This is a genomic window from Streptomyces sp. SID5464 (genome assembly GCF_009862985.1).
In the GTDB taxonomy this organism is placed as follows: domain Bacteria; phylum Actinomycetota; class Actinomycetes; order Streptomycetales; family Streptomycetaceae; genus Streptomyces; species Streptomyces chartreusis_D.
The window spans coordinates 253,583-276,301 of record NZ_WWIQ01000009.1 but is presented as its reverse complement, the minus strand read 5'-3'; the positions used below and the strand labels follow the sequence as shown (position 1 = coordinate 276,301).

Here is a 22,719-nt window from a genome sequence, read left to right as displayed (position 1 = left end):
CGGCAGCGGTGCCGCCGACGCCTTCGACGTTACGGAAATCGCCAGGTCACGGGATCGGAGTGCGGGTGGATCACGGGTGGATCCCCGACGGGGCGCCTCTCCACCCAGGGGTGGAGAAACGGCTGGGGCACGGAGGTCCGGGCCGCATGGAAGCCCGCCGCGCCCATCAGGACTGCTGGAGCCGTACCAGCCGGATCAGCACCGTGCCCGCACCACGCTGGCCCGGCACGACCGACTCACGGCCCCGCTCAGACCCCGAGCACCCCAGACCAGCCCTGCCTACCGCGAGCACCCCAGACCAGCCCTGCCCTGCCCTGCCCTGCCCTGCCAAAGCGACCAGGCCTGCCCTGCCAAAGCCCAGCGCAGCGGCTACGCGTCGATCCGCGACCGGTCCAGCGTCGCCGCCGAGTTGGAGATGAACTCCTTGCGCGGCGCGACGTCATTGCCCATCAGCAGATCGAAGACCTGCTCGGCGGCTTCCAGATCGGAGAGGTTGATCCGGCGCAGAGTGCGGTGGCGCGGGTCCATGGTCGTCTCGGCCAGCTGGTCGGCGTCCATCTCGCCGAGACCCTTGTAACGCTGGATCGAGTCCTTGTAGCGGATGCCCTTGCTCTGGAGCTCCATGAGCTTGTCGCGCAGTTCCCGGTCCGAGTACGTGTAGACGTACTTGTCCTGGCCCTTCTTCGGCTGCACGATCTCGATGCGGTGCAGCGGCGGCACCGCGGCGAAGACCCGGCCGGCCTCGACCATGGGCCGCATGTAGCGATGGAACAGGGTCAGGAGCAGCGTGCGGATGTGCGAGCCGTCGACGTCGGCGTCGGTCATCATGATGATCTTGCCGTAGCGGGCCGTGTCGATGTCGAAGGTCCGGCCCGATCCGGCTCCTATGACCTGGATGATCGCGCCGCACTCGGCGTTCTTGAGCATGTCCGTCACAGACGACTTCTGGACGTTGAGGATCTTGCCCCGGATCGGCAGCAGTGCCTGGAACTCGGAGTTCCGGGCGAGCTTCGCCGTACCGAGCGCGGAGTCGCCCTCGACGATGAACAGCTCACTGCGGTCGACGTCGTCGCTGCGGCAGTCGGCGAGCTTGGCCGGCAGGGAGGATGACTCCAGGGCCGTCTTACGGCGCTGAGCGTCCTTGTGCTGCCGGGCGGCGATGCGCGTCCGGGCCGCGGCGACGGCCTTCTCCATCACGACACGGGCCTGCTGGGCGGCATCCCGCTTCGTGGACGTCAGGAACGCCTTGAGCTCCTTGCTGACCACGTTGTTCACGATGCGGCGGGCCGCCGAGGTGCCGAGGACCTCCTTCGTCTGGCCTTCGAACTGGGGCTCGGCGAGACGCACGGTGACGACTGCGGTCAGGCCCTCGAGGGCGTCGTCCTTGACGATGTCGTCCTCGGCTACGCGCAGGAGCTTCTTGGTGCGCAGCACCTCGTTCATCGTCTTGGCGACCGCCTGCTCGAAGCCGGCGACGTGGGTGCCGCCCTTGGGGGTGGCGATGATGTTGACGAACGACCTGAGCGTCGTGTCGTAGCCGGTGCCCCAGCGCAGCGCGACATCGACGCCGAGTTCGCGGGTGACCTCGGTGGGGGTCATCTGGCCGTGGTCGTCCAGGACGGGGACCGTCTCCTTGAAGGTGCCCTGTCCGGAGAAGCGGAGGACATCGCAGACCGGCTTGTCGTTCGCCAGGTACTCGCAGAACTCGCTGATCCCGCCGTCGAAGCGGAAGGACTCTTCGCCCTTGCTGCCGCCCTCGCCGAGCCCGTACTCGTCGCGCACGACGATGGTCAGGCCGGGCACCAGGAACGCGGTCTGGCGGGCGCGCTGGTGCAGGTTCTCCAGGGAGAGCTTGGCGTCCTTGAGGAAGATCTGGCGGTCGGCCCAGTACCGCACTCGCGTGCCGGTGCGGGTCTTGGGGATCTTCTTGGCCTTGCGCAGGCCGCCTTTGGCCTCGAACTTGGCGTCCGGGCCGTTCCCGGCGAAGGCGCCGGGGACGCCGCGCCGGAAGCTGATCGCGTGGGTGTGCCCACCGCGGTCCACCTCGACGTCCAGACGGGCGGACAGGGCGTTCACCACGGAGGCGCCGACACCGTGCAGACCGCCGGAGGCGGCGTACGAGCCGCCTCCGAACTTGCCGCCGGCGTGCAGCTTGGTCATGACGACCTCGACACCGGAAAGGCCGGTCTTCGGCTCGACGTCGACCGGGATGCCCCGGCCGTTGTCCCGGACCTCGACCGAGCCGTCGTCCTGGAGGATCACCTCGATGTGGTCGCAGTAGCCGCCGAGGGCCTCGTCGACGGAGTTGTCGATGATCTCCCAGAGGCAGTGCATCAGGCCCCGGCTGTCGGTCGACCCGATGTACATACCGGGGCGCTTCCGCACGGCCTCGAGCCCCTCGAGGACGAGCAGGTGCCGCGCGGTGTAGTTGGAACCGTCCCGGTCTGCTCCTGCCAGCAGAGCTGTGGACGGCACGGACGTCTCGGCGGTCACGCGGTTCGCTCCTCGCTGAATTTCAGATGGGGCCCTCATGGGTAAGGGCGCGACTTCAGTCACCGGTGAGAGGGTACCGAGGCCTGGTAGAGCCGTTGTAACGCCACCCTCGCCGGAAACTCACCCTAGTCCAGACTCGCATGCATGTTCGATCCCTCGTTGGAGTGAAGCACACATCACGTTCCCTTCCAGGCATGAACCATTTAGGCTCCGGGCACGTCCTCATGAACAACCGGCAACCCAGCCGGGAGGACTGACCACCGATACAACGCGAAGCCCCGTAAGACACATAGACACGCAATACGGCACATTCGCCGCCAACCGGCAGCAGACAGCCGCCTCGCAAAGATTTTTTCGAGGAAAAGCCACGAGCGGGAACGTTTTGGGGCTGGTTGGATGTTGACCCTGGTACGACAGCTCGTCGAGCTAGAGAAGAGGCGACGTGACTACTGTTCTGACCCCTGCGAGCCAGTTGACGGCCGCTGATCGCTGCGACCGCTGCGGCGCCCAGGCGTACCTGCGCGTCGTCCTGCTCAGCGGCGGAGAACTGCTCTTCTGTGCCCACCACGGGCGCAAGTTCGAGCCGGAACTCAAGAAGATCGCCGCTGAGATACAGGACGAGACGGAGCGGCTGACGTCCGCTCCCGCGACTGCCTCCGAAGAAGAGCGCTGACACCTCGCGTCCGACGACGAGCCAGCCCGGCACAGGCCGGTGAACGGGCGGCTGCCTCCACCACCGAGGCAGCCGCCCGTCCTCGTCCCCGCGAGTCCACTCAGGTCCTCCGGTGCGCACGCCGCGAGTTTTCTGCCCAGCCTCGGTCAGTCGAACGTGCACATGACCTTCACATCCGTGTCGGGCTTCACGCCCGTGTCCAGCCGAGTGTGCGCATGATGTCGGACACCCGCATGTACACCCCGGGGCTACCGGCCCGGCCGCAGCCGATCCCCCAGGACACGAGCCCGATCAATCGCCCCTGGGCCACCAGCGGCCCCCCGCTGTCACCCTGGCAGGCATCCCGGCCCCCCGTCGCTTCCCCGGCGCACAGCATGCTCCTGGCGTCGTAGACGCCGTCCGCGTCTCCCGGGTACGCCTCCTCGCAGAGAGCGTCGGGAAGCACATGCACACGTGCGGCCCGCAGACTGTTCGGATACTCCCCGGCGCCCGAGACGTCGCCCCATCCGTACACCGTCGCGGCCCCGCCCACGGCGTACGCGGGGTCACCGCCGACCGCCATGCCGATGACCGAGTCGGCCGGGAGAGGCTCCGCCAGGGTGAGTACGGCGAAGTCCCCGGCATTGCTGGCACCGTCATAGGCCGGGTTCACCCAGGTGTCTCGCACGGCGACCTCCTGGCCACCGCGGTCCGAGAGCAGGTCCGTGCGCCCCGATATGACCCGGAGATCGCGTACGCGCTCCGGTGGCCCGCCCAAAACCTCCTTGTCCAAGCAGTGGGCCGCGGTGAGCACCGTGCTGCGGCCGACCGCCACGCCGCCGCAGAACTGCCCCGCCCGCGTACCCCCGAACCGGTCACGACTGGACAGGGCAACCGTCCAGGGGCTCTCCGACGCGTCGACGGGGAATCCTCCTATGACCACCCTGTCGGCGGCCACAGGCCCGCTGGAACCCACTGACAGGGCGGATACCGCGGCTGCCACGACCAGCGGTCGGGCCAGCGCCCGGGCAAAGCGACGACGCATGCTCACTCCTCACTCCGTGATGTCGGTGAGACACCCAGAGTGATTCACCCCGTGGCACCCCGCACCCGCGGAGAGGCATGAGGAAGGCCCGCTCCCCTGAGAGGAACGGGCCTTCCGCGTCGTACGACCGCGACGACTAGTCGAGGTAGTCGCGCAGCACCTGCGAACGGGACGGGTGGCGCAGCTTCGACATGGTCTTGGACTCGATCTGGCGGATCCGCTCACGCGTGACGCCGTACACCTTGCCGATCTCGTCGAGGGTCTTCGGCTGACCGTCGGTGAGACCGAAGCGCATCGAGACGACGCCCGCTTCACGCTCGGACAGGGTGTCGAGCACGGAGTGCAGCTGCTCCTGGAGGAGCGTGAAGCTGACCGCGTCGGCCGGGACGACCGCCTCGGAGTCCTCGATGAGGTCACCGAACTCGCTGTCGCCGTCCTCGCCCAGCGGGGTGTGCAGCGAGATGGGCTCGCGGCCGTACTTCTGGACCTCGATGACCTTCTCCGGGGTCATGTCGAGCTCCTTGGCCAGCTCCTCCGGTGTGGGCTCGCGGCCCAGGTCCTGGAGCATCTGGCGCTGCACGCGCGCGAGCTTGTTGATGACCTCGACCATGTGCACCGGGATACGGATGGTGCGGGCCTGGTCGGCCATGGCGCGGGTGATCGCCTGACGGATCCACCAGGTGGCGTACGTGGAGAACTTGTAGCCCTTGGTGTAGTCGAACTTCTCGACCGCGCGGATCAGACCGAGGTTGCCCTCCTGGATGAGGTCCAGGAAGAGCATGCCGCGGCCGGTGTAGCGCTTGGCCAGGGAGACCACCAGTCGGAGGTTGGCCTCCAGGAGGTGGTTCTTGGCGCGGCGGCCGTCCTCGGCGATGATCTCCAGCTCGCGCTTGAGCTTCGGCGCGAGCTTGTCGGCGTTGGACAGCTTGTCCTCGGCGAACAGACCGGCCTCGATGCGCTTGGCGAGCTCGACCTCCTGCTCGGCGTTGAGCAGGGGGACCTTGCCGATCTGCTTGAGGTAGTCCTTGACCGGGTCGGCGGTGGCACCGGCGGCGGCGACCTGCTGGGCGGGCGCGTCGTCCTCGTCCTCGTCGGACAGCACGAAGCCGGCGTTCTCCGTGCCCTCGGGCTCCTCGCCGGCCTTGCCGGGGGCGGCCTCCTCGAGCACCTCCTCTTCGAGAAGCTCGACGTCGTCCTTCTTGGCGCTGGTCTTCTTCGCCGCGGTCTTCTTGGCAGGCGCCTTCTTCGCGGCCGCCTTCTTGGCGGTCGTCTTCTTGGCTGCCGCCTTCTTGGCGGGCGCCTCTTCCTCGACGGCGGGCTCGGCGGCGGGTGCCGCCGGCGTGGCGGTGGCGGTGGCCTTCCTGGTGGTCACCGCCTTGGCCGCGACCGTCTTGGCGGCGGTGCGCTTGGCGGGACTCTTCGCTGCGACGCTCTTTCGGGTGCGCTTGGGCTCTGCGGCACTGACCATCAGCGTCACACCCTCTTCCTCGAGGATCTGGTTGAGGCTGCGCAGTACGTTCTTCCACTGAGTGGCCGGAATCTGGTCAGCTTCGAAGGCCCGACGCACGTCATCGCCGGCGATCTGCCCCTCAGCCTTTCCCCGCTCAATGAGAGCCATGACAGAGACGGACTCGGCGATCTCCGGCGGGAGCGTACGGGATGTGCTGGCCGACACGAACAACCTCTCGGAACGTTGGAAAACGGCTTCCGGCCCCGTCCACAGTGGACAGGAGCCGACCGCCGGCTTGGGGGTGGGCCGACGGCGCGGGCGGGGGCCGGGGAAGATTCACAGCGCCGTGAACGGCGTCCGTATTCCCTCCGCGGCTGTCACCTCTTAGGTCATCGCGTTCTTCCCGCGAGCGTTACGCCCAATCCGCGTGGCCCGAGTCACACCGCGTAAGCGAACAAAAATGGTCAGACCCGGACAAAGCAGGTCGCACCTGGTGGTTACCTGGCCGCTCCGGCGGATCTGCGGCCCCTTCGACCGTCGGACCCCGCAGGATCACGAAGATCCTGCGGGGTCCGACGGGAGGCGGATCACCGAACGGGCACTGCCACAGGAGGGGGGTGGCACACCCGGCCGCGCCGCCCGCGGAACGCGGTCAGTGCTCGCGCGGAGCGGGCACCACGCGTTCCACCTCGGGATGGACCGCGAGGAGTTGCCGCATCGCCGCCTCGGCCGCGGCTCCGTCGCCGGTGGCGAGGGCGTCACAGATGCGGCCGTGGTGCGCCAGCGACGTCTCGTTCGGCCGGTCACAGCCCGTGACCGGGCCGCCCGACACCTGGAGAGCCGCGGACACGATCCCGGAGAGGTGCTCCAGCATGCGGTTGTCGGCGACCTGGATCAGCAGCGAGTGGAACTCGGAGTCGGCGCGGGAGAAGGTGAGCGCATCACCCTGGGCCATCGCGTGCCCCATGATCTCGACCATGTCCGTCAGGCGCTGCTGGACGTCCTCGCGCCCGTGCCCGGCGGCGAGGCGGGCGGCGAGCGGCTCGATCGTCCAGCGCAGCTCGCTCAGCTCGCGGCGCTGGTCGTCACGCTGTGGCCCGAAGGCCCGCCACTCGATGATGTCCGGGTCGAGAAGGTTCCAGTCGCTGACGGGGCGCACGCGCGTGCCGACGTTCGGGCGGGCGCTCACCAGCCCCTTGGCCTCCAGGACGCGGAGCGACTCGCGGACGACGGTGCGGGAGACCTCGAACCGCTGGCCGATCTCCTCGGGCACCAGCGGACGGTCGGCGCCCAGATCGCCGGAGACGATCATCTGACCCAGCTGCTGGACGAGTTGGCCGTGCAGCCCGCGTCCGCGGCTGCCCGCGGCGCGCCTGCCCACCCGGCCCAGCTCGGAGTCCGCGCCGTCCCAGGCAGGGGCACCGACGCGGTCGACGGCGGGTGCCTCCGCGTAGGGGTAGCGGTCGAGTTCGCCCGGGCTCGCGAGGCCGGAGTCAGCGGAGCGGGCGGCGGTCATCATGGTGTGCGCAAGGGTACTCACGCATCCTTTGTCGGCGCCGTCTCCAACTCCCTTGAGGTCTTTGGTGAAAAGCACACGAAAGGGTGATCGCTCACCCCGTCGCAATTGACGCCTTATCGGAAAGAAATGGGCGTGCTGCGGGGAGTTGTGCGCATGGCCGGACTGAGGGTTACGGACAGTCGTCACCTGAACCGGCTCCGCAGTGCGGTGAGCAGGTACGCGCAGAGCAGTGCGGTCAGCGACAACGTCAGGGCGCCGCCCACAGGTTGGGAGATCACGCTGAGCGCGGCTTCCAGGTAGCGCTCTCCCCCGAAGGGCCATCGGGGCAGGAGAGCCTCGCGAAGCCGCATGTGAAATCCCGCCGCGGTCCGCACGGACGGTCCCTCCAGGAGCTTGTGCACCGCGGGTACGACGAGGAGCGGCACGGCGGCCACGGCGGCCAGCCCGGCCGTGGTGGACCGGAAGACGCCCGCGGCCAGGACACCCGCCCAGGCGCAGCCGACCACGAGCCCGATCCAACTCCCACTCAATGAAGCCCAGTCGGCGGGAACCCGGGCGAGCTCCCGTCCGTAGACGAGATAGAGCACTTCGGCGTCGCAGCCGACGGTGAGGACGGCCAGCATCAGCGCGGTGGCCGTTGCGACGAGCAGTTTGGCGGCCAGCAACCCCAGCCGACGGGGCACGGTGCCGCGGTCCGCGGCCAGGGCGGGGTGGCGGAACTCGTCGCCGAAGGCCAGCGCGCCGAGCAGTCCCGCGCCGAGCGCCGCGGGCGGCAGGGGCAGCTCATGCGGCCATGCGGCCAGCAGGCGCGGCTGCGGGGTGTGCCCGATGCGGGCGAGTACGACGGCGGTCACGGCGGACACGGCGAGCACGGCGGCCCCGGTGACGAACCCGGTGCCGATCCCGGCGGCACGGCGGATCTCGTAGCGGAGGGGGCGGAGGGGGCTGGGGGCGGGGCGGACGGAGATGGGAGGCGGCAGAGGGGGCAGTGCGTCGAGCGTGCGCGCCGTGTGTGCGCCGGCGGGGTGGAGCGCAAGAGGTGCCGTCGTCTCCTGAGGGCGGGCCTCGACGTTGGACGGGTGGCCGGTCGAGGGGACGTCCGCGCTCTCGTGCGGCTCTGCGGCGGGCTGCGCGTGCCCGGCGGAACGCAAGGGCTCGTCGGCGACCGGCTCCGGTGCGTCAATGGTGGGTCGTGGCTCAGCCGGGGGTCGTGGGTCAGCCGGGGGTCGTGGCTCAGCCGGGGGTCGTGGCTCAGCCGGGGGTCGTGGCTCAGCCGGGGGTCGTGGCTCAGCCGGGGGTGGCGGCTCGGCGGTGGTGACCACGGGTCCGGCGGTGACCGGGGCCGGCTTCGGCGCGTGGAGGGAGGGCCGCGGCTCACCGTTGGCGACCGGAGACGCAACGGGCGCCCGGTGCGCGTCGGCGACGTGCCCTGGCCCGGCACCCGCGCACTCCGGCTCGACACCGACACGCTCGAGCATGTCGGCCGGCGTTCGCCCGGTGTCGGCCCTGTGCGACTCGCCCGGCGCCTGCCCCGTCTTGCCCTGGTCCGGCTCACGGCCACCTTGCGGCTGCCCTGCTTGCTCTGCTCCCGCCCCGGGCCCCATGTCGCCGATCTCGTCGGCGAGTTGGTGGACGACGATGCCGTGACGGAACGCCGTCTCGCCGATCTCGGCGCAGTTACTGCCGTACACGGAGAGGCGGTTGCCGCCTTCTCGTACGACTTCGACGGAGCGCTGCGCGGTGCGTGCCTGCTTGGCCAGGAGAGCCGCCAGACGGGCCACGTGAGGGCTGCGTACGGCGACCCGGGGACGCAGACGGGTGCGCGAGAACTCCGCGACCTCCTGGTCGGCCACGATCCTGCCCTGCTCCAGCGTGACGACGCGGTCCGCGGTGCGCGCGGCCTCCTTGGGGTCGGCCGTGGTGAACAGGACGGTGCCGCCCTGGGCGGCGTGTGCGCGCAGCATGCCGTGCAGCCAGTGGCTCTCACGGACGGACAGACCGTCGGCCGGGTCGTCGAGGACCAGCGTGTGCGGATCGGCCAGGAGGACGCAGGCCAGGCCCAGGCGGCGGTCCATGCCGCGCGAGAGGGTGCCGAGGCGTTCGTCGCGCAGGCTCACGAGTCCGACCGCCTCCAGGACTTCGTCGGCACGCCGGACCGGGACCCCCGCCGCGGCACACAGCATGCGCAGATGACCGCGGACCGTGCGGGCCGGGTGGCCCGGCACGTCGCCCAGCAGCACACCGACCTCGCGCGAGGGATGGGCGATGCGGTGCAGGGGGCGGCCCCGGAAGCAGGTGATGCCACGGCCCTGTTCGAGTTCCAGCATGAGTCTGAGGACCGTCGTCTTGCCGGCGCCCGGTGCTCCGAGCAGCGCGGTGACGCGGCCCGCTCGCGCCTCGAAGGAGACGTCATCGGCTGCGGGCGGAAGCCCTTTGCGGGCGTTGCTGGTCAGTCCGAAGGCCTGGATCACCTGCAGCAAGATAGCGCGCTATGTCCGATTTTTCGGGCAGCACGAGGCCTGCCTCGGACACGACAATCAGCCTTTCCGGACAGCGGGTGCGTTGCGTTCCGAACTCGCGTCAGACCTCGGGGCGCAGCATCGGGGGGTTGAGCAGGGTTGCGCCACCGGCACGGAAGAGCTGGGCCGGGCGGCCGCCCTGGCGGGTGGTCGTCCCACCCGTGGGGACGAGGAAGCCCGGTGTGCCCGTGACCTTGCGGTGGAAGTTGCGCGGGTCGAGCGCCACGCCCCACACCGCCTCGTAGACACGGCGCAGCTCGCCGACGGTGAACTCGGGCGGGCAGAAGGCCGTGGCCAGCGACGAGTACTCGATCTTGGAGCGTGCCCGCTCCACTCCGTCCGAAAGGATCTGCGCGTGGTCGAAGGCGAGCGGCGCCACCGGTTCGGCGTCACGCCCGTAACCCCCCTGCCGCAGCAGCTCCTCCACCGGAGCCCAGCGCGCGTTGCTGGCGTCGCCGCCGGCCCTGGGCGCGGGCAGGTCGGGAGCGAGCGCGAGGTGGGCGACACTGACGACCCGCATCCTGGGGTCCCGCTTGGGGTCGCCGTAGGTGGCGAGCTGTTCCAGGTGCGCCCCGTTGTCCTGGGCGGGGACGGACGGGTCGTGGACGCGCAGTCCGGTCTCCTCGGCGAGCTCGCGTGCCGCGGCCTGCGCCAGGTCCTCGTCGGCCCTCACGAAGCCGCCGGGGAGCGCCCAACGCCCCTGGAACGGCGGTTCCCCCCTGCGTACCGCCAACGCACACAGGGCATGGCGGCGCACGGTCAGCACGACCAGGTCCACGGTGACGGCGAAGGGCGGAAACGCTGACGGGTCGTAGGGCATGCGGCGATCATAGTCGTCTGCCTGACGATAAACACTCCCTTCGCCGGTCGCATCGGCGACTGATCCACTTCGGTCGGATATGGACTCCACTCGGAGCCCGGTTGTCCAGCGGTTGAACGTCGTACCAGGTCACACCCCCAGTTGAAGTCCGTCGGCCGCTTCCTCGACCATGGCGAGACCGAGCCGGCTGACCCGCACGGAGAACGGGGCGCCCGCGATCCGCAGGCCCGTGAAACCGAGCTCGCCCAGGGGCGCGCTGCGCATGGGGCGCAGGGTGACCGCCCCGGCCGGGGCGTCGGGGCGGATGCCGACGAGCGTGGTCAGCAGCAACACTCCGGCGGCCGCCGGTGTGGCCGCGGGGCGGCAGGCCGCCGGGTGCGGGAGGGGGGCGCTCCCCTCCGTGCGCTGTTCCCCCGCGTACATGTCGGGCAGCCGATGGTCGAAAGTCTCGGCGGCCGCGAGCACCCCGCGCAGCAGCGAGGTCGCCTCCTTCTCGTATCCGGCAGCGGCCAGACCCGCGACGGCGACTGCGGTCTCCTGGACCCGTACGGCCCCGGCGCGGTGGCCGAACGGATTGAACCCCGGTTCCTTGGCACCCAGTCCGCGCAGGCCCCATCCCGAGTCCATGACAGGGCTGCCGAGCAGCCGGGCGAGCTTCTCGGTCTGCACCTTGTCGAGCAGACCTGGTGCCGAGGCGCCCTCACCCAGCAGGCCGGTGTCAAGGAGGTGGACTGCTGCCGCGCCCAGATGAGGCACGGGCCTGCCGTCCGGGGCACGGGCTGCCGCGGGCCGGCCACCCCCGCGGTCGTCGACCCAGAAGTCCTTGCGGAAGGCGGTCCGTAGGGCCTGCGCCCACTGTCGGAGTGCCGGTCCGCCCGTGCGGCCGCAGGCGTCGAGCAGGTCGGCGCCGAGGAGCGCGGCACGGTGGGCGTGGGCCTGTGTCTCGCAGCGGACGGGACCGCCGGGATGCGGGTCGCGCAGGTACGTGTCGTCGCCCACGGTGGTTCGCAGCCAGGTCAGGCAGCGCTCGGCGGCGGGCAGCAGTTCCTCCGTCTCCTGCTCGCCGAGACCCCAGCGGCGGGCCTCGGCGAGCAGTGCGGGGAAGAGCAGCGTGGCCTCCGTGCCGGTGCACTGCGGCGGAAGGTGCGGGCCCGCGTCCCGTCTCGGGCCGGGAATCATCCCGGACTGCGGGCCTGGGCCGGTGAGTTGGGTGCGGGCGAGGATCCGCAGCGTTCCCGCTGCCAGGCCCGTACCGAGGGGCAGGGCCATCCGGGCGGCCACGAGAGCGTCGGCGGGGGCCAGACCGCAGCGCCAGGGTGCCCCTGCCGCGAGGTGGGTGTCGGCGGGGTTCGCGGAATCACGCAACAGGAGAGCCTGGAGGTCCTCGATGCTCCTCCTCAGGAGTGCGGGGACTCTGGGGTCGTCGCCTTCCGCTCGCGCGGCGGCGAGGGGGCTGGTCGCCGCGCGGCCCACGGCTCGGAGGGGGCCGGCGCCATCGGGCCGCACCCGCAGCTCCACGCTTCTGCTGCCGCCCGGCGGCAGGTCGAGCTCCCACCGCAGCAGTCCGGCCGAGGCCAGGGCGTCCGAGGGAGGCGGTGCTGCCGTGACGGACGCGTTGCCGGTGGCGCAGGACCAGCGCAGGCCGGAGTCGTGGACAGTGGCGGGGAGTTCCGGTCCGGCGTGGCCCGAGGCGATCGACCCCAGGTCGGCCAGGTCCGTGCCCAGGGACACCTCGACCGGCAGGCGCAGCGGGCGGGGAGCCGCGCTGTGCAGGGTGATCCGCTCTGTGCCGTCCGCGAGCCGGTTGCGTTCCACGACCACGTCCGGATCCGGGCCTGCCTGCGGCGACGTGCGGAGCGTACCCACGAACCTGGCGCGGTCGGCCGCAGCCATGCGGGCCTGCACGGCGAGTGGTTCCCGCCCGGCCACGCGGACCTCGCACCGGGAGAGCACGCGCCGCCCCGCGCGGTAGAACCCTTCCAGCCCCCGGCCGGTCATCTGCCCTTCTGCCGTCGAGATGGCCAGACCGGGAAGCGCGACACAGATCATCATGGTGTGGGCCGGCGGCAGGTCGGCGGACCAGCGCAGTCCGGGGATCGTGGCGCCCCGGAGAGGCGGGGCGGGCTGCCCTGTGGAGGACGGGCCCCGGCTCTGAGCCAAGGGCGGCGAGGGCGAACCGTGCTCCGACGCGGAACCAGGACGACGGTTCCGGCCTGCCTCCTGGGGGGACGAACGGCCCCGGTCCGGTGTCGTTGGCGAACACGAGTCCGGGCCGGTGGGCAGCGAGGCGGGTGAGGCACCTCCGGGGAACCTGGGCCCGAATCCGTCGACGTGTGCCGCCGGTCGCGGTAGGGCGTTCCGGGCCCCCGAGCGTGGAACGCCGGCACTGGGCAGGCCGGGGCCGGACCCGCGGGTCGGCGGGGGCCCACCCGGGGCGTGGCGGTCGTCGGCGGTGGAGGAGGGCGGAGTCGGCTGATGCATGGGGAGGCTTCCTCTGCGCTCTGTGCGCCTCGATCGAGTCCGGCGCCGGTGCCGGAGGTCTCCGACGGGGCAGGGGCGGTGCGGCGTCACGGCCCGTCCAGGCGTTCCGCCACTCAGGTGAACGGCTCGAACCTCCTCCGGGTCACGCCCGCGTCCCCGCCCCGCGCGCGTCGCGGCCGCCAGGAGGACACTCACTCCTCCCCCTCCGTGCCCTGGCTGGGCTGGACGCCTTCCTGGCCGATGTCCCGGCACTGCATGGCCGTCTTCCGCGACGTACGCGCACGCGCGCCGCCCGTGCGTCCGCTACCGGACGCCGCGGTGCCCGCGGGCCCGCGCCCGGTTCGCGTGCCGGCGTCTGCGGCACCGGCAGGGCGCGTGGTGTCCGCCGGGGTACGCCGACGGGGGACCCGGGCGCTCGGGACACGGTCTCGCCCACGGGGACCGCCCGGGGCCCTGCCGACGGCAGCGGCAGCACCGGTGGAACGCGTGCGGCGTCGACGACGTGAGGGTTCCGTCGTGGATGCGGGTGCCGTCTCCGGCTCGGACTCGGGCACCGCTGCCTCGTCCGTGGGGACCGCGTCGGCGATGGGCCGAGCCGGGGAGGCGTCGATCCGCGCGTCGGCGATGGGCCAAGCCGGGGAGGCGTGATTCCGCGCGGCGGATCCGGTTGCCCGCGCGGCGGAGCCGTCCGCCCTGGTCCGGGGGCTGCCCACCTGCTCGACACAGTCGTTCGCCACAGCCGGGGAGCCACCCGCCCGCTCAACGCAGTCCTCCGTCGGAACAAGGGAGTCGTCCGCCCGCTCGGCACATTCTTCCGCCCGGGCCAGGGAACTGCCCGCCCCGGCAGCCACGCCATCGGCCTGAGCGGCCGGGTCGGCGGTTCCCGGGCGCCCACGGCCGTCGCGCTCCGCTCGCAGGCAGTTGCGGACCGACTCCGGGTCGAGTCCTTCGTTGCAGGCCTGGTGCAGGAGACGGGCGAAGAGATAGTCGGGATCCGCAGCCAGGGCCATGGCGAGGGCTTCCCGGGCCTCCAACTCGTCGCCGGTGGACCATGCGACCCAGCCGACGAGAGTGAGCGGCGCCGCGGCGTGCTCGCCGTAGGGCCCGACACAGCGGCGGGCCAGCGACCGCCAGAGGCGCAGGGCGGGTCCGGCTTCGTCGCCCTCCATCCACTCCGCCGCGCGGTCACGGGTCGCGCGGTCCTGGAGGCCGAGGATCAGTCGGGCCGCCTCGTCGTGCGCGAGAAGTTCGTCGTCGCGGAGGTCCGCCAGGAGCATGCCGGAGACGGGCTGTGCCCGGGCGAAGCGGTCCAGGATCCGCCCGGCCAGTCGAAGTGTCTCGTCGGCCACGTCGGCGCGGCCCGCGTCGTCGAGGATCCTCGGGACCAGCGCCAGGCTGGCGGTGTCCAGGGCGGTCTCCTGCTCGAGAGCGGCGGCGTTCTCCCAGGGGAGCAGCCGGGCCCGCAGCTCCCGCAGCGTGCCGCGCACCTGGATCCCCGCATAGGTGGCAGCGGCCGCCAGCACCGATGTCCCGGGCAGGCCCATGGAGGCTCCCTCGGGCGGGCAGCATGCCGCGTTGTCACAGCAGTAGGACCAGTAACGGCCATCGGAGATGCACAGCGCCTCGACCACCGTCACGTCCAGGGAACCGCACTCCACGCGCAGCCTGTGGGCCAGCGGCCTCAGCCGCTCCATGACCTGCCGGCCGGACTCGCCCTTCAGCGGTTCCTGGCAGAGGAAGGCGACCATCGACTCGGGGCGGGCCCCTCGGCGCTCGCTGCCTGTCACGAGGCCGTGGGCCAGTTGCCGGGCTGCTGACGGCCAGTCGTCCGCGTTCGCCGGGATGCCGAGCCGGGCCCGGCCCCCGAACCGCCCGCGCCCGTCCCTGTCGTGCAGGGCGACCAGGACGATGCTGTCCTCCGGGCGGTACCCGAGCAGGTACGGCAGGGCGTCGGCCAGTTCGGCCGGGGTGCGCAGGGTGACCTGGTGCTCGCCCCCGTGGCCGTCGTACGCGGGGCCGGGGACGCGCGGCCCGGTCCCCTCGCCCGCCCGCTTCCCCGCTCCACCGTCCTTGGGCCTGCCGTGTGCGTCGAGCCCCGTGATGTCGCCGTTTTCGGAGGATCCAGTCGTTTCGCTGTGGTTCGTCATGCGGAGACGATCTCGCGGAACCCGAAACTCCGCTTGACCCTGTGGATAACTCCGATCAGGGACACGACACCAGAAACCGCGAGGCGCCTGATCACCTCGTGCACCGCTCGCGCTGTCAGTGCCGTCCTGTTGTATGGAACGCATGGAGCACACGAGCAACGCGGATCTCCGGGCGGCGGCCGACACGGTCCTCGCCCGTCTCGTCGGGGACGTCTCGGGAACGGCCCGGCTGCGCGAGGACCAGTGGCGGGCGATCGAGGCACTGGTCGCCGACAGACGCCGCGCCCTGGTCGTCCAGCGCACGGGCTGGGGCAAGTCCGCGGTCTACTTCGTGGCGACCTCGCTGCTGCGGGCGCAGGGCAGCGGCCCGACCGTGATCGTGTCCCCGCTGCTCGCGCTCATGCGGAACCAGGTCGAGGCAGCGGCCCGGGCGGGCATCCACGCCCGGACCATCAACTCCTCCAACACCGAGGAGTGGGAGGACGTTCAGGACGAGATCGCCGCGGGTGCGGTCGACGTCCTGCTGGTGAGTCCTGAGCGGCTCAACAACCCGGACTTCCGGGACCAGGTGCTGCCCCGCCTCGCGGCCGCCACCGGGCTGCTGGTGGTGGACGAGGCGCACTGCATCTCCGACTGGGGCCACGACTTCCGGCCGGACTACCGCCGGCTGCGCACGATGCTCGCCGACCTCCCGCCCGGCGTGCCGGTGCTCGCGACCACCGCCACCGCCAACGCGCGCGTGACGGCCGACGTCGCGGAACAGCTCGGCACCGGCGGCAGCTCGGACGCCCTCGTGCTGCGGGGCCCGCTGGACCGGGACAGCCTGAGTCTGGGCGTGCTCCGGCTGTCGGACGCCGCGCACCGGATGGCCTGGCTCGCCGAACACCTCGACGAGCTGCCGGGTTCCGGGATCATCTACACGCTCACCGTGGCCGCCGCCGAGGAGGTCACGGCCTTCCTCCGGCAGCGCGGGCACACGGTCGCCTCGTACACGGGCAAGACGGAGAACGCCGATCGGCAGCAGGCCGAGGAGGATCTGCTCGCCAACAAGGTGAAGGCCCTGGTCGCCACGTCGGCACTCGGTATGGGCTTCGACAAGCCCGATCTGGGCTTCGTGGTGCACCTCGGCTCGCCCTCCTCCCCCATCGCCTACTACCAGCAGGTGGGCCGCGCGGGACGCGGCGTGGAGCACGCCGAGGTGCTCCTGCTCCCCGGGAAGGAGGACGAGGCGATCTGGGAGTACTTCGCGTCGCTCGCCTTCCCCTCGGAAGAGCTGGTGCGCCGCACGCTCGACATCCTCGCGCACGCGGAGAAGCCCCTCTCGCTGCCCGCCCTGGAACCCCTGGTGGAGCTGCGCCGCTCCCGCCTGGAGTCCATGCTCAAGGTCCTCGACGTGGACGGAGCGGTCAAGCGGGTCAAGGGAGGTTGGATCGCGACCGGCCAGCCTTGGACGTACGACGCCGAGCGGTACGCGTGGGTGGCGCGGCAGCGCAAGGCCGAGCAGCGGGCGATGCGCGAGTACGCGTCGACGACGGACTGCCGGATGGAGTTCCTGCAGCGCCAGCTGGACGACGAGGCCGCCAAGCCGTGCGGTCGCTGCGACAACTGCGCGGGCCCGCGCTTCACCGCGGACATGTCCGAGGAGGCGCTCGACGCCGCGCGCGTGGACCTGGGCCGAGCGGGTGTCGACGTGGAGCCCCGCCGGATGTGGCCGACCGGGCTGCCGGCGATCGGAGTGGACCTCAAGGGGCGTCTCCCGGCCGGCGAACAGGCCGCGCCTGGGCGTGCGTTGGGGCGCCTGTCGGACATCGGCTGGGGCAACCGGCTGCGACCCATGCTCGCGGCCCAGGCCCCCGACGGGCCCGTGCCGGACGACGTGGCGAAGGCCGTGGTGGGCGTGCTCGCCGACTGGGCCAAGGGGCCCGGCGGCTGGGCCGGGGGTGTGCAGGATCCGCAACCCCGCCCGGTGGGCGTCGTCATCGTCGCCTCCCGCACGCGACCCCAGTTGATCCACTCCCTGGGAGCGCGTATCGCGGAGGTCGGTCGACTGCCTCTGCTGGGCGCTGTCGAGTACACGGGCGAGGTGTATCCGGGGCCCCGGAGCAACAGCGCCCAGCGGCTGAAGGCGCTCGACGGGGCACTGACCGTGCCGCCCGCCCTCGCGTCCGCCCTCGCCGAGGCCCAGGGCCCCGTCCTCCTCGTGGACGACTACACGGAGACCGGCTGGACCCTCGCGGTCGCGGCCCGCATGCTCCGGCGCTCGGGTGCGCAGGGGGTGTTGCCGCTGGTACTGGCCGTGCAGGGCTGACAGCCAGTCGAGAGGCGCGGCCACCGAATCCTCGCCGGGCATCGGCCCGTTGACCGGGACCGCCACCTGCCGGTCGCGCACACCTCTGGACGCCGGGCGTCCCTGTGACGTACGAACGTGTCGTGCTCGAACGCCGCATGGGTGGCCCGGCGACGCACAGGGTGAGGATATTAGCCGCGCATCATCTGATAACGGTCGACTGCGCCAATTGCTCGTTGCCGCATTCAAGTTCGACAGGAAGAATTGAGGTCCGCTCCCGCACGGCACGACCGCCGATCCGGTAGGGCTTCCCTGCGGTGCGCGCTCCCAGATTCCGACCCCGCCCGCAGTGTGGGCGCGTAGCCGAAGGGAGGACCGTGACCTTCGGATTCGCTCCGGCCTCGGCAGCGGCGTCGACGTCCGCCGCTTCCGCCAACCGCTTGCTCGAACCCGCGGAATGGGCCGCCGCAGGGATCCCGCTGCTCCGCAACCCCCGTGAAGTCGTCAGCGGACTGCACGCCCGGCACCACCCGCAGCCGGCGACCGCCGTCATCGCCGTGCTCGATCCGGACGAGCGGCTGCGGGCGAGCGCCTCGTTCGTCCGCAGGACGGCCCCGGCCGACGGCTGGATGTTCCGCAACGTGCTGCTGGCGCAGCTGCGCCGGATCATCCCGCACGATCTGCGGCGCCGCACACCGGTCCGCACCGCCGTGCTGCTCTACTGCCGTGAGGGCGACGCCCGTTGGACCGAGGAGGACGGCGCGTGGATGTGGGGGCTGCGCGACGCTTGCACCCTGCACGGGCTGCGCTGCGGGGCGTACATCACGCTGACCCGTGACGGCTGGCAGGTGCTCGGCGAGGGCCGCGGCGGACGCCGCCCGCACTCTGCGTCGGCACCGGAGCCGTTCGCCACGTCGGAGGCACCGCCGCCGCTGCCGCGCACCGGTGGCGCCGCCTCCGAGGTGCTGCGCCGCGCTGCGGCGGCTCGCTGAGGTCTCTGGACAGACCGTCCCTGGACAGGCCGTCCCTGGGCAGACCGTTCCGTACGGACGGGGCCGGCACGAACTGGGGCCCGCACGAACCGGGGGCTGTACCCCGCCGTACGGCACACCACGGTTCCTCTGACCGACAGCCGGAACGGGCACTGCGAACGGCCCTGAGGCCACCCGGACGGGACCGCCCGCAACCACGGCGCCAGCCCTTCGGGCACGCCGAAACACCCGCCGTGCGGAGCCGCCGAAGCGGTGCCTGAGGTCAGCACCCGGCGCCCGACCGGACGCCACGGCACCGACTCAGACGCTCGTCCCCAGCACCGAGTTGATCCGCTGCGGGTCACCGCAGACGATCAGCAGGGCGGTGGCCCGGGAGTGGGCCAGGGACAGGGCGCTCGCGGCTGCGGCCTCGGCACCGCCGTTCACAGCGACCACGACCACCGGACGAGACCCGGCGCGGCCGGCGACGGTGGCGTCCGTGTAGAAGACGTCGTCACCGGCATCGTGCTGGGCCCAGTAGGACGTCTCACCGAACGACAGCTCGTGGGCGGCCCACGGGTGCTGTTCGCCGGTCGTGATCACCAGGACGTCTCCGGGGGCGCGACCGGAGTCCAGAAGCAGGTCCACGGCTTCCTCGGCGGCGTCGAGCGCGCCTTCGGCGGATGCCGGGATCAGCTGGATCTGCGGGGTCGCCGGAGCGTCGGCACCGGCTGCGGAACCCGACGGACCGGGCTTGGCGGCCGCGTCACGCGGCGTGCGCTGCACCGGCGGCGCGGGCCGGAGAGGACCGGGACGGCCGGGACGCGACGGAGCCGCGGGACGGGGGCCGGGTACGGGGCGAGGGGTCGGCGCGGTGCGGCCGCTGGCCGGAGTGGCGCGGGGACCCTGGGCACTCTCGTGAATCTGAGGCTCCTCGGGAATGAGAGGCATGGGTTGATATTTATCAAACGTTGGTACGGCCCGCGTCGGCGGGTGGCGCATGTGTGCGAACGAAACCGTCAGAAATCGAAGCCCAGCTGACCCTCGATTTCCGGAACGCTTGCGTCCGTCCAGCTGCGGACCTTCTTGAGGTGCCGCCACTGGGGCAGCGCATCAAGATACGCCCACGACAACCGGTGGTAGGGGGTGGGGCCCCGCTCCGCCAGTGCGGCCTTGTGCACGGGTGAGGGATACCCGGCGTTGTCCGCAAAACCGAAGTCTGCATGGTCGATACCCAGTTCGGCCATCATTTTGTCGCGCTGAACCTTGGCGATCACCGAGGCCGCCGCGACCGCCACACACGACTGGTCGCCCTTGATCACCGTACGGACCCGCCAGGGTGCACCGAGATAGTCATGCTTCCCGTCGAGGATGACCGCGTCGGGGCGGACCGGCAGGGTGTCCAGGGCACGTCCCGCGGCGAGCCGCAGCGCGGCCGTCATCCCCAGGTCGTCTATCTCCTCCGGCGAGGCGTGTCCCAGGGCGTACGACGTCACCCACTTCCGCAGTTCCTCGGCGAGTTCGGTGCGTCGCTTGATGGTGAGCAGCTTCGAGTCGGTGAGACCCTCGGGCGGCCGGCGCAGTCCGGTGATCGCCGCGCAGACGGTGACGGGACCGGCCCACGCGCCGCGCCCCACCTCGTCGACACCTGCAACGATCTTCGCTCCGGTCGTGGCTCGAAGGGAGCGCTCGACGGTGTGAGTAGGCGGTTCGTACGGCATGGCGACCCTAGGTTACGCCGCCCGCAACCGCCCGCGACACCCCGGTCGGCCCTCGCGGCGACCCGGCGCTCGCCGACCCCTGTCAGGCACCGCTCGACCGCAGCAGCGGAACCATCAACTGGTCGATCATCTCCTCGATTTCCTGGTCCTGCCATTCACAGCCGCACATCTTGGAGCGGTACATCATCATCGCCGGGATGGCGTCGAAGACATATCCGTTCGCAGCGTCGGAACGCACCTCGCCTCGCCTGATCCCTCGCTCGATGACCTCCCGCAGCATCTTGAGGGTGGGCTCCACGACCCCGTCGAAGATCACGGCATGGAAGCGCTCAGCCTGCGTGGTGTCGCATTCGTGAATCACTGAGCGAAGCGCGAATCCCGGTCGGGAGAACATCGCGTCGCGTGCTCTCCGGCAGAGCGTCAAGAGATCCTCACGCACGCTCCCCTCGTCCGGCACCGCGTCGAAGTGCGGCAGGCCGGCGCGCAGGGCGTCGGCGACGAGGTCCTCTTTGGACGGCCAGCGCCGGTAGACGGCGGCCTTACCGGTCTGGGCACCGGCGGCGACACCTTCCATCGTCAGGCCGTTCCAGCCGACGGTGCTGAGTTGATCCAGCGCGGCGTCGAGAATCGCACGTTCGAGCACGGCGCCACGGCGGCGGGCGGCCGTCTGAGCGGGGGCATCCGCCCAGCTCGGGGTAACCATCGAACTCTCTCCAACGAGCAGATGAAGCGGGGATTTCGGGGTGGAGGGACGTGCCGGACGGCGGCAAAGGGGGACGTGCCGCACGGCGACGCCACAAGTGAACGCTTGCGTTCACTGTCGGGGACTCACTACCTTTGACGCGACAGTGAACGCGAGCGTTCACTAACGCACTCGTGGGGGACCCATAGTGACAACCTCTCCATTGCTCAAGGACCAGAAGCCAGGTGCGGCACGCCGGGAGGGACACCCCGGCATCGCGCTCACCGTCATCGCGGCCTGCCAACTCATGGTGGTACTCGACGCGACGATTGTGAACATCGCGCTCCCGCACATTCAAGACGCACTCAAGTTCAGCACCACCGACCTCACCTGGGTCGTCAGCTCCTACACACTCACCTTCGGCGGTCTGCTGCTCCTCGGCGGCCGCGCCGGTGACATCCTCGGGCGCCGCAGGGTGTTCATGACCGGCATCCTGCTGTTCACCTTCGCCTCGCTGCTCGGCGGGCTCGCCCAGGAGCCGTGGCAGTTGCTGGCCGCGCGGGTCCTCCAGGGCGTGGGAGGCGCGATCGCGTCGCCCACCTCGCTGGCTCTCATCACCACCACGTTCCCCGAGGGACCGGAGCGCAACCGGGCCTTCGGCGTCTTCGCCGCGGTGTCCGCGGGTGGTGGTGCCATCGGCCTGCTCGCGGGCGGCATGCTCACCGAGTGGCTCGACTGGCGGTGGGTGCTCTTCGTGAACGTGCCGATCGGTGTGCTGATCGCCGTGCTCACTCCGCTCTACATCAGCGAGTCCGAACGGCACACCGGGCGCTTCGACATAGCGGGGGCGGTGACCTCGACCGCGGGCATGGCGTCCCTCGTCTACGGCTTCATCCGGGCGGCGGACGAGGGCTGGCGGGACAGCCTCACCATCGGATCCTTCGCCGCCGCGGTGGTCCTGCTGCTGGCCTTCGGGGTCATCGAGTCCCGGGCCAAGGAACCGATCACCCCGCTGCGGATGTTCACCGACCGGAACCGCTCGGGCACGTACGTGATCATGCTGAGCCTCGCGGCGGCGATGTTCGGGATGTTCTTCTACATCGTGCTGTTCGTGCAGAACGTGCTCGGCTACAGCCCGATCGAGGCGGGGCTCGCCTTCCTGCCGGTGACCGTCGTGATCGCGCTCGGCGCGGGTCTGTCGCAGCGGTTCCTGCCGGTGCTGGGTCCGAAGCCGTTCATGCTCCTCGGCTCGGCGCTCGCGGCGATCGGACTGGCCTGGCAGGCGCTCATCAGCTCCGACAGCTCGTACGTCGGCGGAGTTCTCGGTCCGATGCTGGTGTTCGGCTTCGGCATGGGCCTGAACTTCGTGACGCTCACGCTCACCGCCGTCTCCGGTGTCGCCCAGCATGAGGCGGGAGCCGCGTCGGGACTGCTCAACACCACGCAGCAGGTGGGCGGATCGCTGGGTCTGTCGATCCTGACGACCGTGTTCGGCACGGCGACCAGGGACGAGGCGGAGAAGCAGCTTCCGCAGTTCATGGCCGAGGGCTCCCCCGAGCAGAAGGCGGAGTTCGCCACGACGCATCAGCTGCCCGCGCCGTGGGGGCACGAGGTGCTGGCCCAGGGCATCTCCGCTGCCTTCGTTCCGGCTGCGGCCATGGCCGTCCTCGCCCTGGCCACCGCCTGGTTGGTGATCCGGGTCCGCAAGAGCGACCTGGAGGCGCTCTCCGGCTCGGCCGGGCCGGGGCTGGGCTGACGCACAGGCTTGGTGAGATGGCTTCGGCGGCTCACCGGCGGGCGCGAAACAGGCCTGCCGGTGGCTGCCGGGCCGATCCGTGACCGGCCGCGCAGCTCCGACGCGGCGTGCGAATGCGTCCCACCACCGGAGAAGAACAGCCAGCAGAATCTCCATGATCACCTCCTTCGAGCTGC

Annotated in this window: 15 protein-coding genes; 4 read left to right on the top strand and 11 right to left on the bottom strand. The window is 71.1% G+C overall.

Translation table 11 applies throughout. From position 1 onward, the window contains the following. Window positions 1-369: 369 nt before the first annotated feature. Window positions 370-2,493 (bottom strand): DNA topoisomerase IV subunit B, encoded by a 2,124-nt coding sequence (locus GTY47_RS09590; protein WP_010034925.1) that lies wholly within the window; start codon window positions 2,491-2,493, stop codon window positions 370-372. Between the two features lie 442 nt (window positions 2,494-2,935). Between GTY47_RS09590 and GTY47_RS09585 the strand changes: the two genes are divergently transcribed. Next, window positions 2,936-3,166 carry a hypothetical protein gene (locus GTY47_RS09585; RefSeq protein ID WP_010034922.1) on the top strand — a complete coding sequence of 77 codons (231 nt, stop codon included), beginning with the start codon at window positions 2,936-2,938 and terminating at the stop codon, window positions 3,164-3,166. Between the two features lie 187 nt (window positions 3,167-3,353). Here the strand turns inward: GTY47_RS09585 and GTY47_RS09580 are convergent, their stop codons facing one another. The 7 genes from GTY47_RS09580 to GTY47_RS40745 all read right to left on the bottom strand — a co-directional run bounded on the left by GTY47_RS09580 (window position 3,354) and on the right by GTY47_RS40745 (window position 15,126). After that, complete coding sequence (locus tag GTY47_RS09580) at window positions 3,354-4,190, bottom strand: serine protease (RefSeq protein ID WP_029180826.1); 837 nt, start codon at window positions 4,188-4,190, stop codon at window positions 3,354-3,356. 136 nt (window positions 4,191-4,326) lie between these two features. Further along, window positions 4,327-5,865, bottom strand: coding sequence for an RNA polymerase sigma factor (locus GTY47_RS09575; RefSeq protein ID WP_010034917.1), 1,539 nt, complete (start codon window positions 5,863-5,865; stop codon window positions 4,327-4,329). Between the two features lie 427 nt (window positions 5,866-6,292). Further along, a complete protein-coding gene (locus GTY47_RS09570; protein ID WP_029180825.1) occupies window positions 6,293-7,180 on the bottom strand; it encodes a FadR/GntR family transcriptional regulator in 888 nt (295 codons plus the stop codon). Between the two features lie 161 nt (window positions 7,181-7,341). After that, a complete protein-coding gene (locus GTY47_RS09565; RefSeq protein WP_029180824.1) occupies window positions 7,342-9,630 on the bottom strand; it encodes an ABC transporter ATP-binding protein in 2,289 nt (762 codons plus the stop codon). Between the two features lie 109 nt (window positions 9,631-9,739). After that, window positions 9,740-10,498 (bottom strand): NUDIX hydrolase, encoded by a 759-nt coding sequence (locus GTY47_RS09560; protein ID WP_010034909.1) that lies wholly within the window; start codon window positions 10,496-10,498, stop codon window positions 9,740-9,742. A 129-nt stretch (window positions 10,499-10,627) separates the two neighbouring features. Beyond that, entirely contained in the window at window positions 10,628-12,550 is a 1,923-nt protein-coding gene (locus GTY47_RS09555; protein WP_078602750.1) for a glycogen debranching N-terminal domain-containing protein, read from the bottom strand. Between the two features lie 620 nt (window positions 12,551-13,170). Further along, window positions 13,171-15,126 (bottom strand): DUF4192 domain-containing protein, encoded by a 1,956-nt coding sequence (locus tag GTY47_RS40745; protein WP_010034898.1) that lies wholly within the window; start codon window positions 15,124-15,126, stop codon window positions 13,171-13,173. A 142-nt stretch (window positions 15,127-15,268) separates the two neighbouring features. On the opposite strand from GTY47_RS40745, the gene GTY47_RS09545 reads away from it, so the two are divergent. Then, window positions 15,269-17,434, top strand: coding sequence for a RecQ family ATP-dependent DNA helicase (locus tag GTY47_RS09545; RefSeq protein WP_010034895.1), 2,166 nt, complete (start codon window positions 15,269-15,271; stop codon window positions 17,432-17,434). Window positions 17,435-17,790: 356 nt separating this feature from the next. Next, window positions 17,791-18,405 carry a hypothetical protein gene (locus GTY47_RS09540; RefSeq protein WP_010034894.1) on the top strand — a complete coding sequence of 205 codons (615 nt, stop codon included), beginning with the start codon at window positions 17,791-17,793 and terminating at the stop codon, window positions 18,403-18,405. Between the two features lie 300 nt (window positions 18,406-18,705). Here GTY47_RS09540 and GTY47_RS09535 read toward each other — a convergent pair whose 3' ends face one another. From GTY47_RS09535 to GTY47_RS09525, 3 genes are all read right to left on the bottom strand, one after another. Further along, entirely contained in the window at window positions 18,706-19,335 is a 630-nt protein-coding gene (locus tag GTY47_RS09535) for a hypothetical protein (RefSeq protein ID WP_078602748.1), read from the bottom strand. Between the two features lie 68 nt (window positions 19,336-19,403). Further along, window positions 19,404-20,105, bottom strand: a complete 702-nt coding sequence (locus tag GTY47_RS09530; protein WP_010034890.1) for a ribonuclease HII — start codon at window positions 20,103-20,105, stop codon at window positions 19,404-19,406. Between the two features lie 82 nt (window positions 20,106-20,187). Then, complete coding sequence (locus tag GTY47_RS09525) at window positions 20,188-20,808, bottom strand: TetR/AcrR family transcriptional regulator (protein WP_010034882.1); 621 nt, start codon at window positions 20,806-20,808, stop codon at window positions 20,188-20,190. A 187-nt stretch (window positions 20,809-20,995) separates the two neighbouring features. On the opposite strand from GTY47_RS09525, the gene GTY47_RS09520 reads away from it, so the two are divergent. Next, the gene (locus GTY47_RS09520; RefSeq protein WP_029180823.1) at window positions 20,996-22,543 is read left to right on the top strand and encodes an MFS transporter; all 1,548 of its coding nucleotides are present in this window, start codon (window positions 20,996-20,998) and stop codon (window positions 22,541-22,543) included. Window positions 22,544-22,719 lie beyond the last annotated feature (176 nt).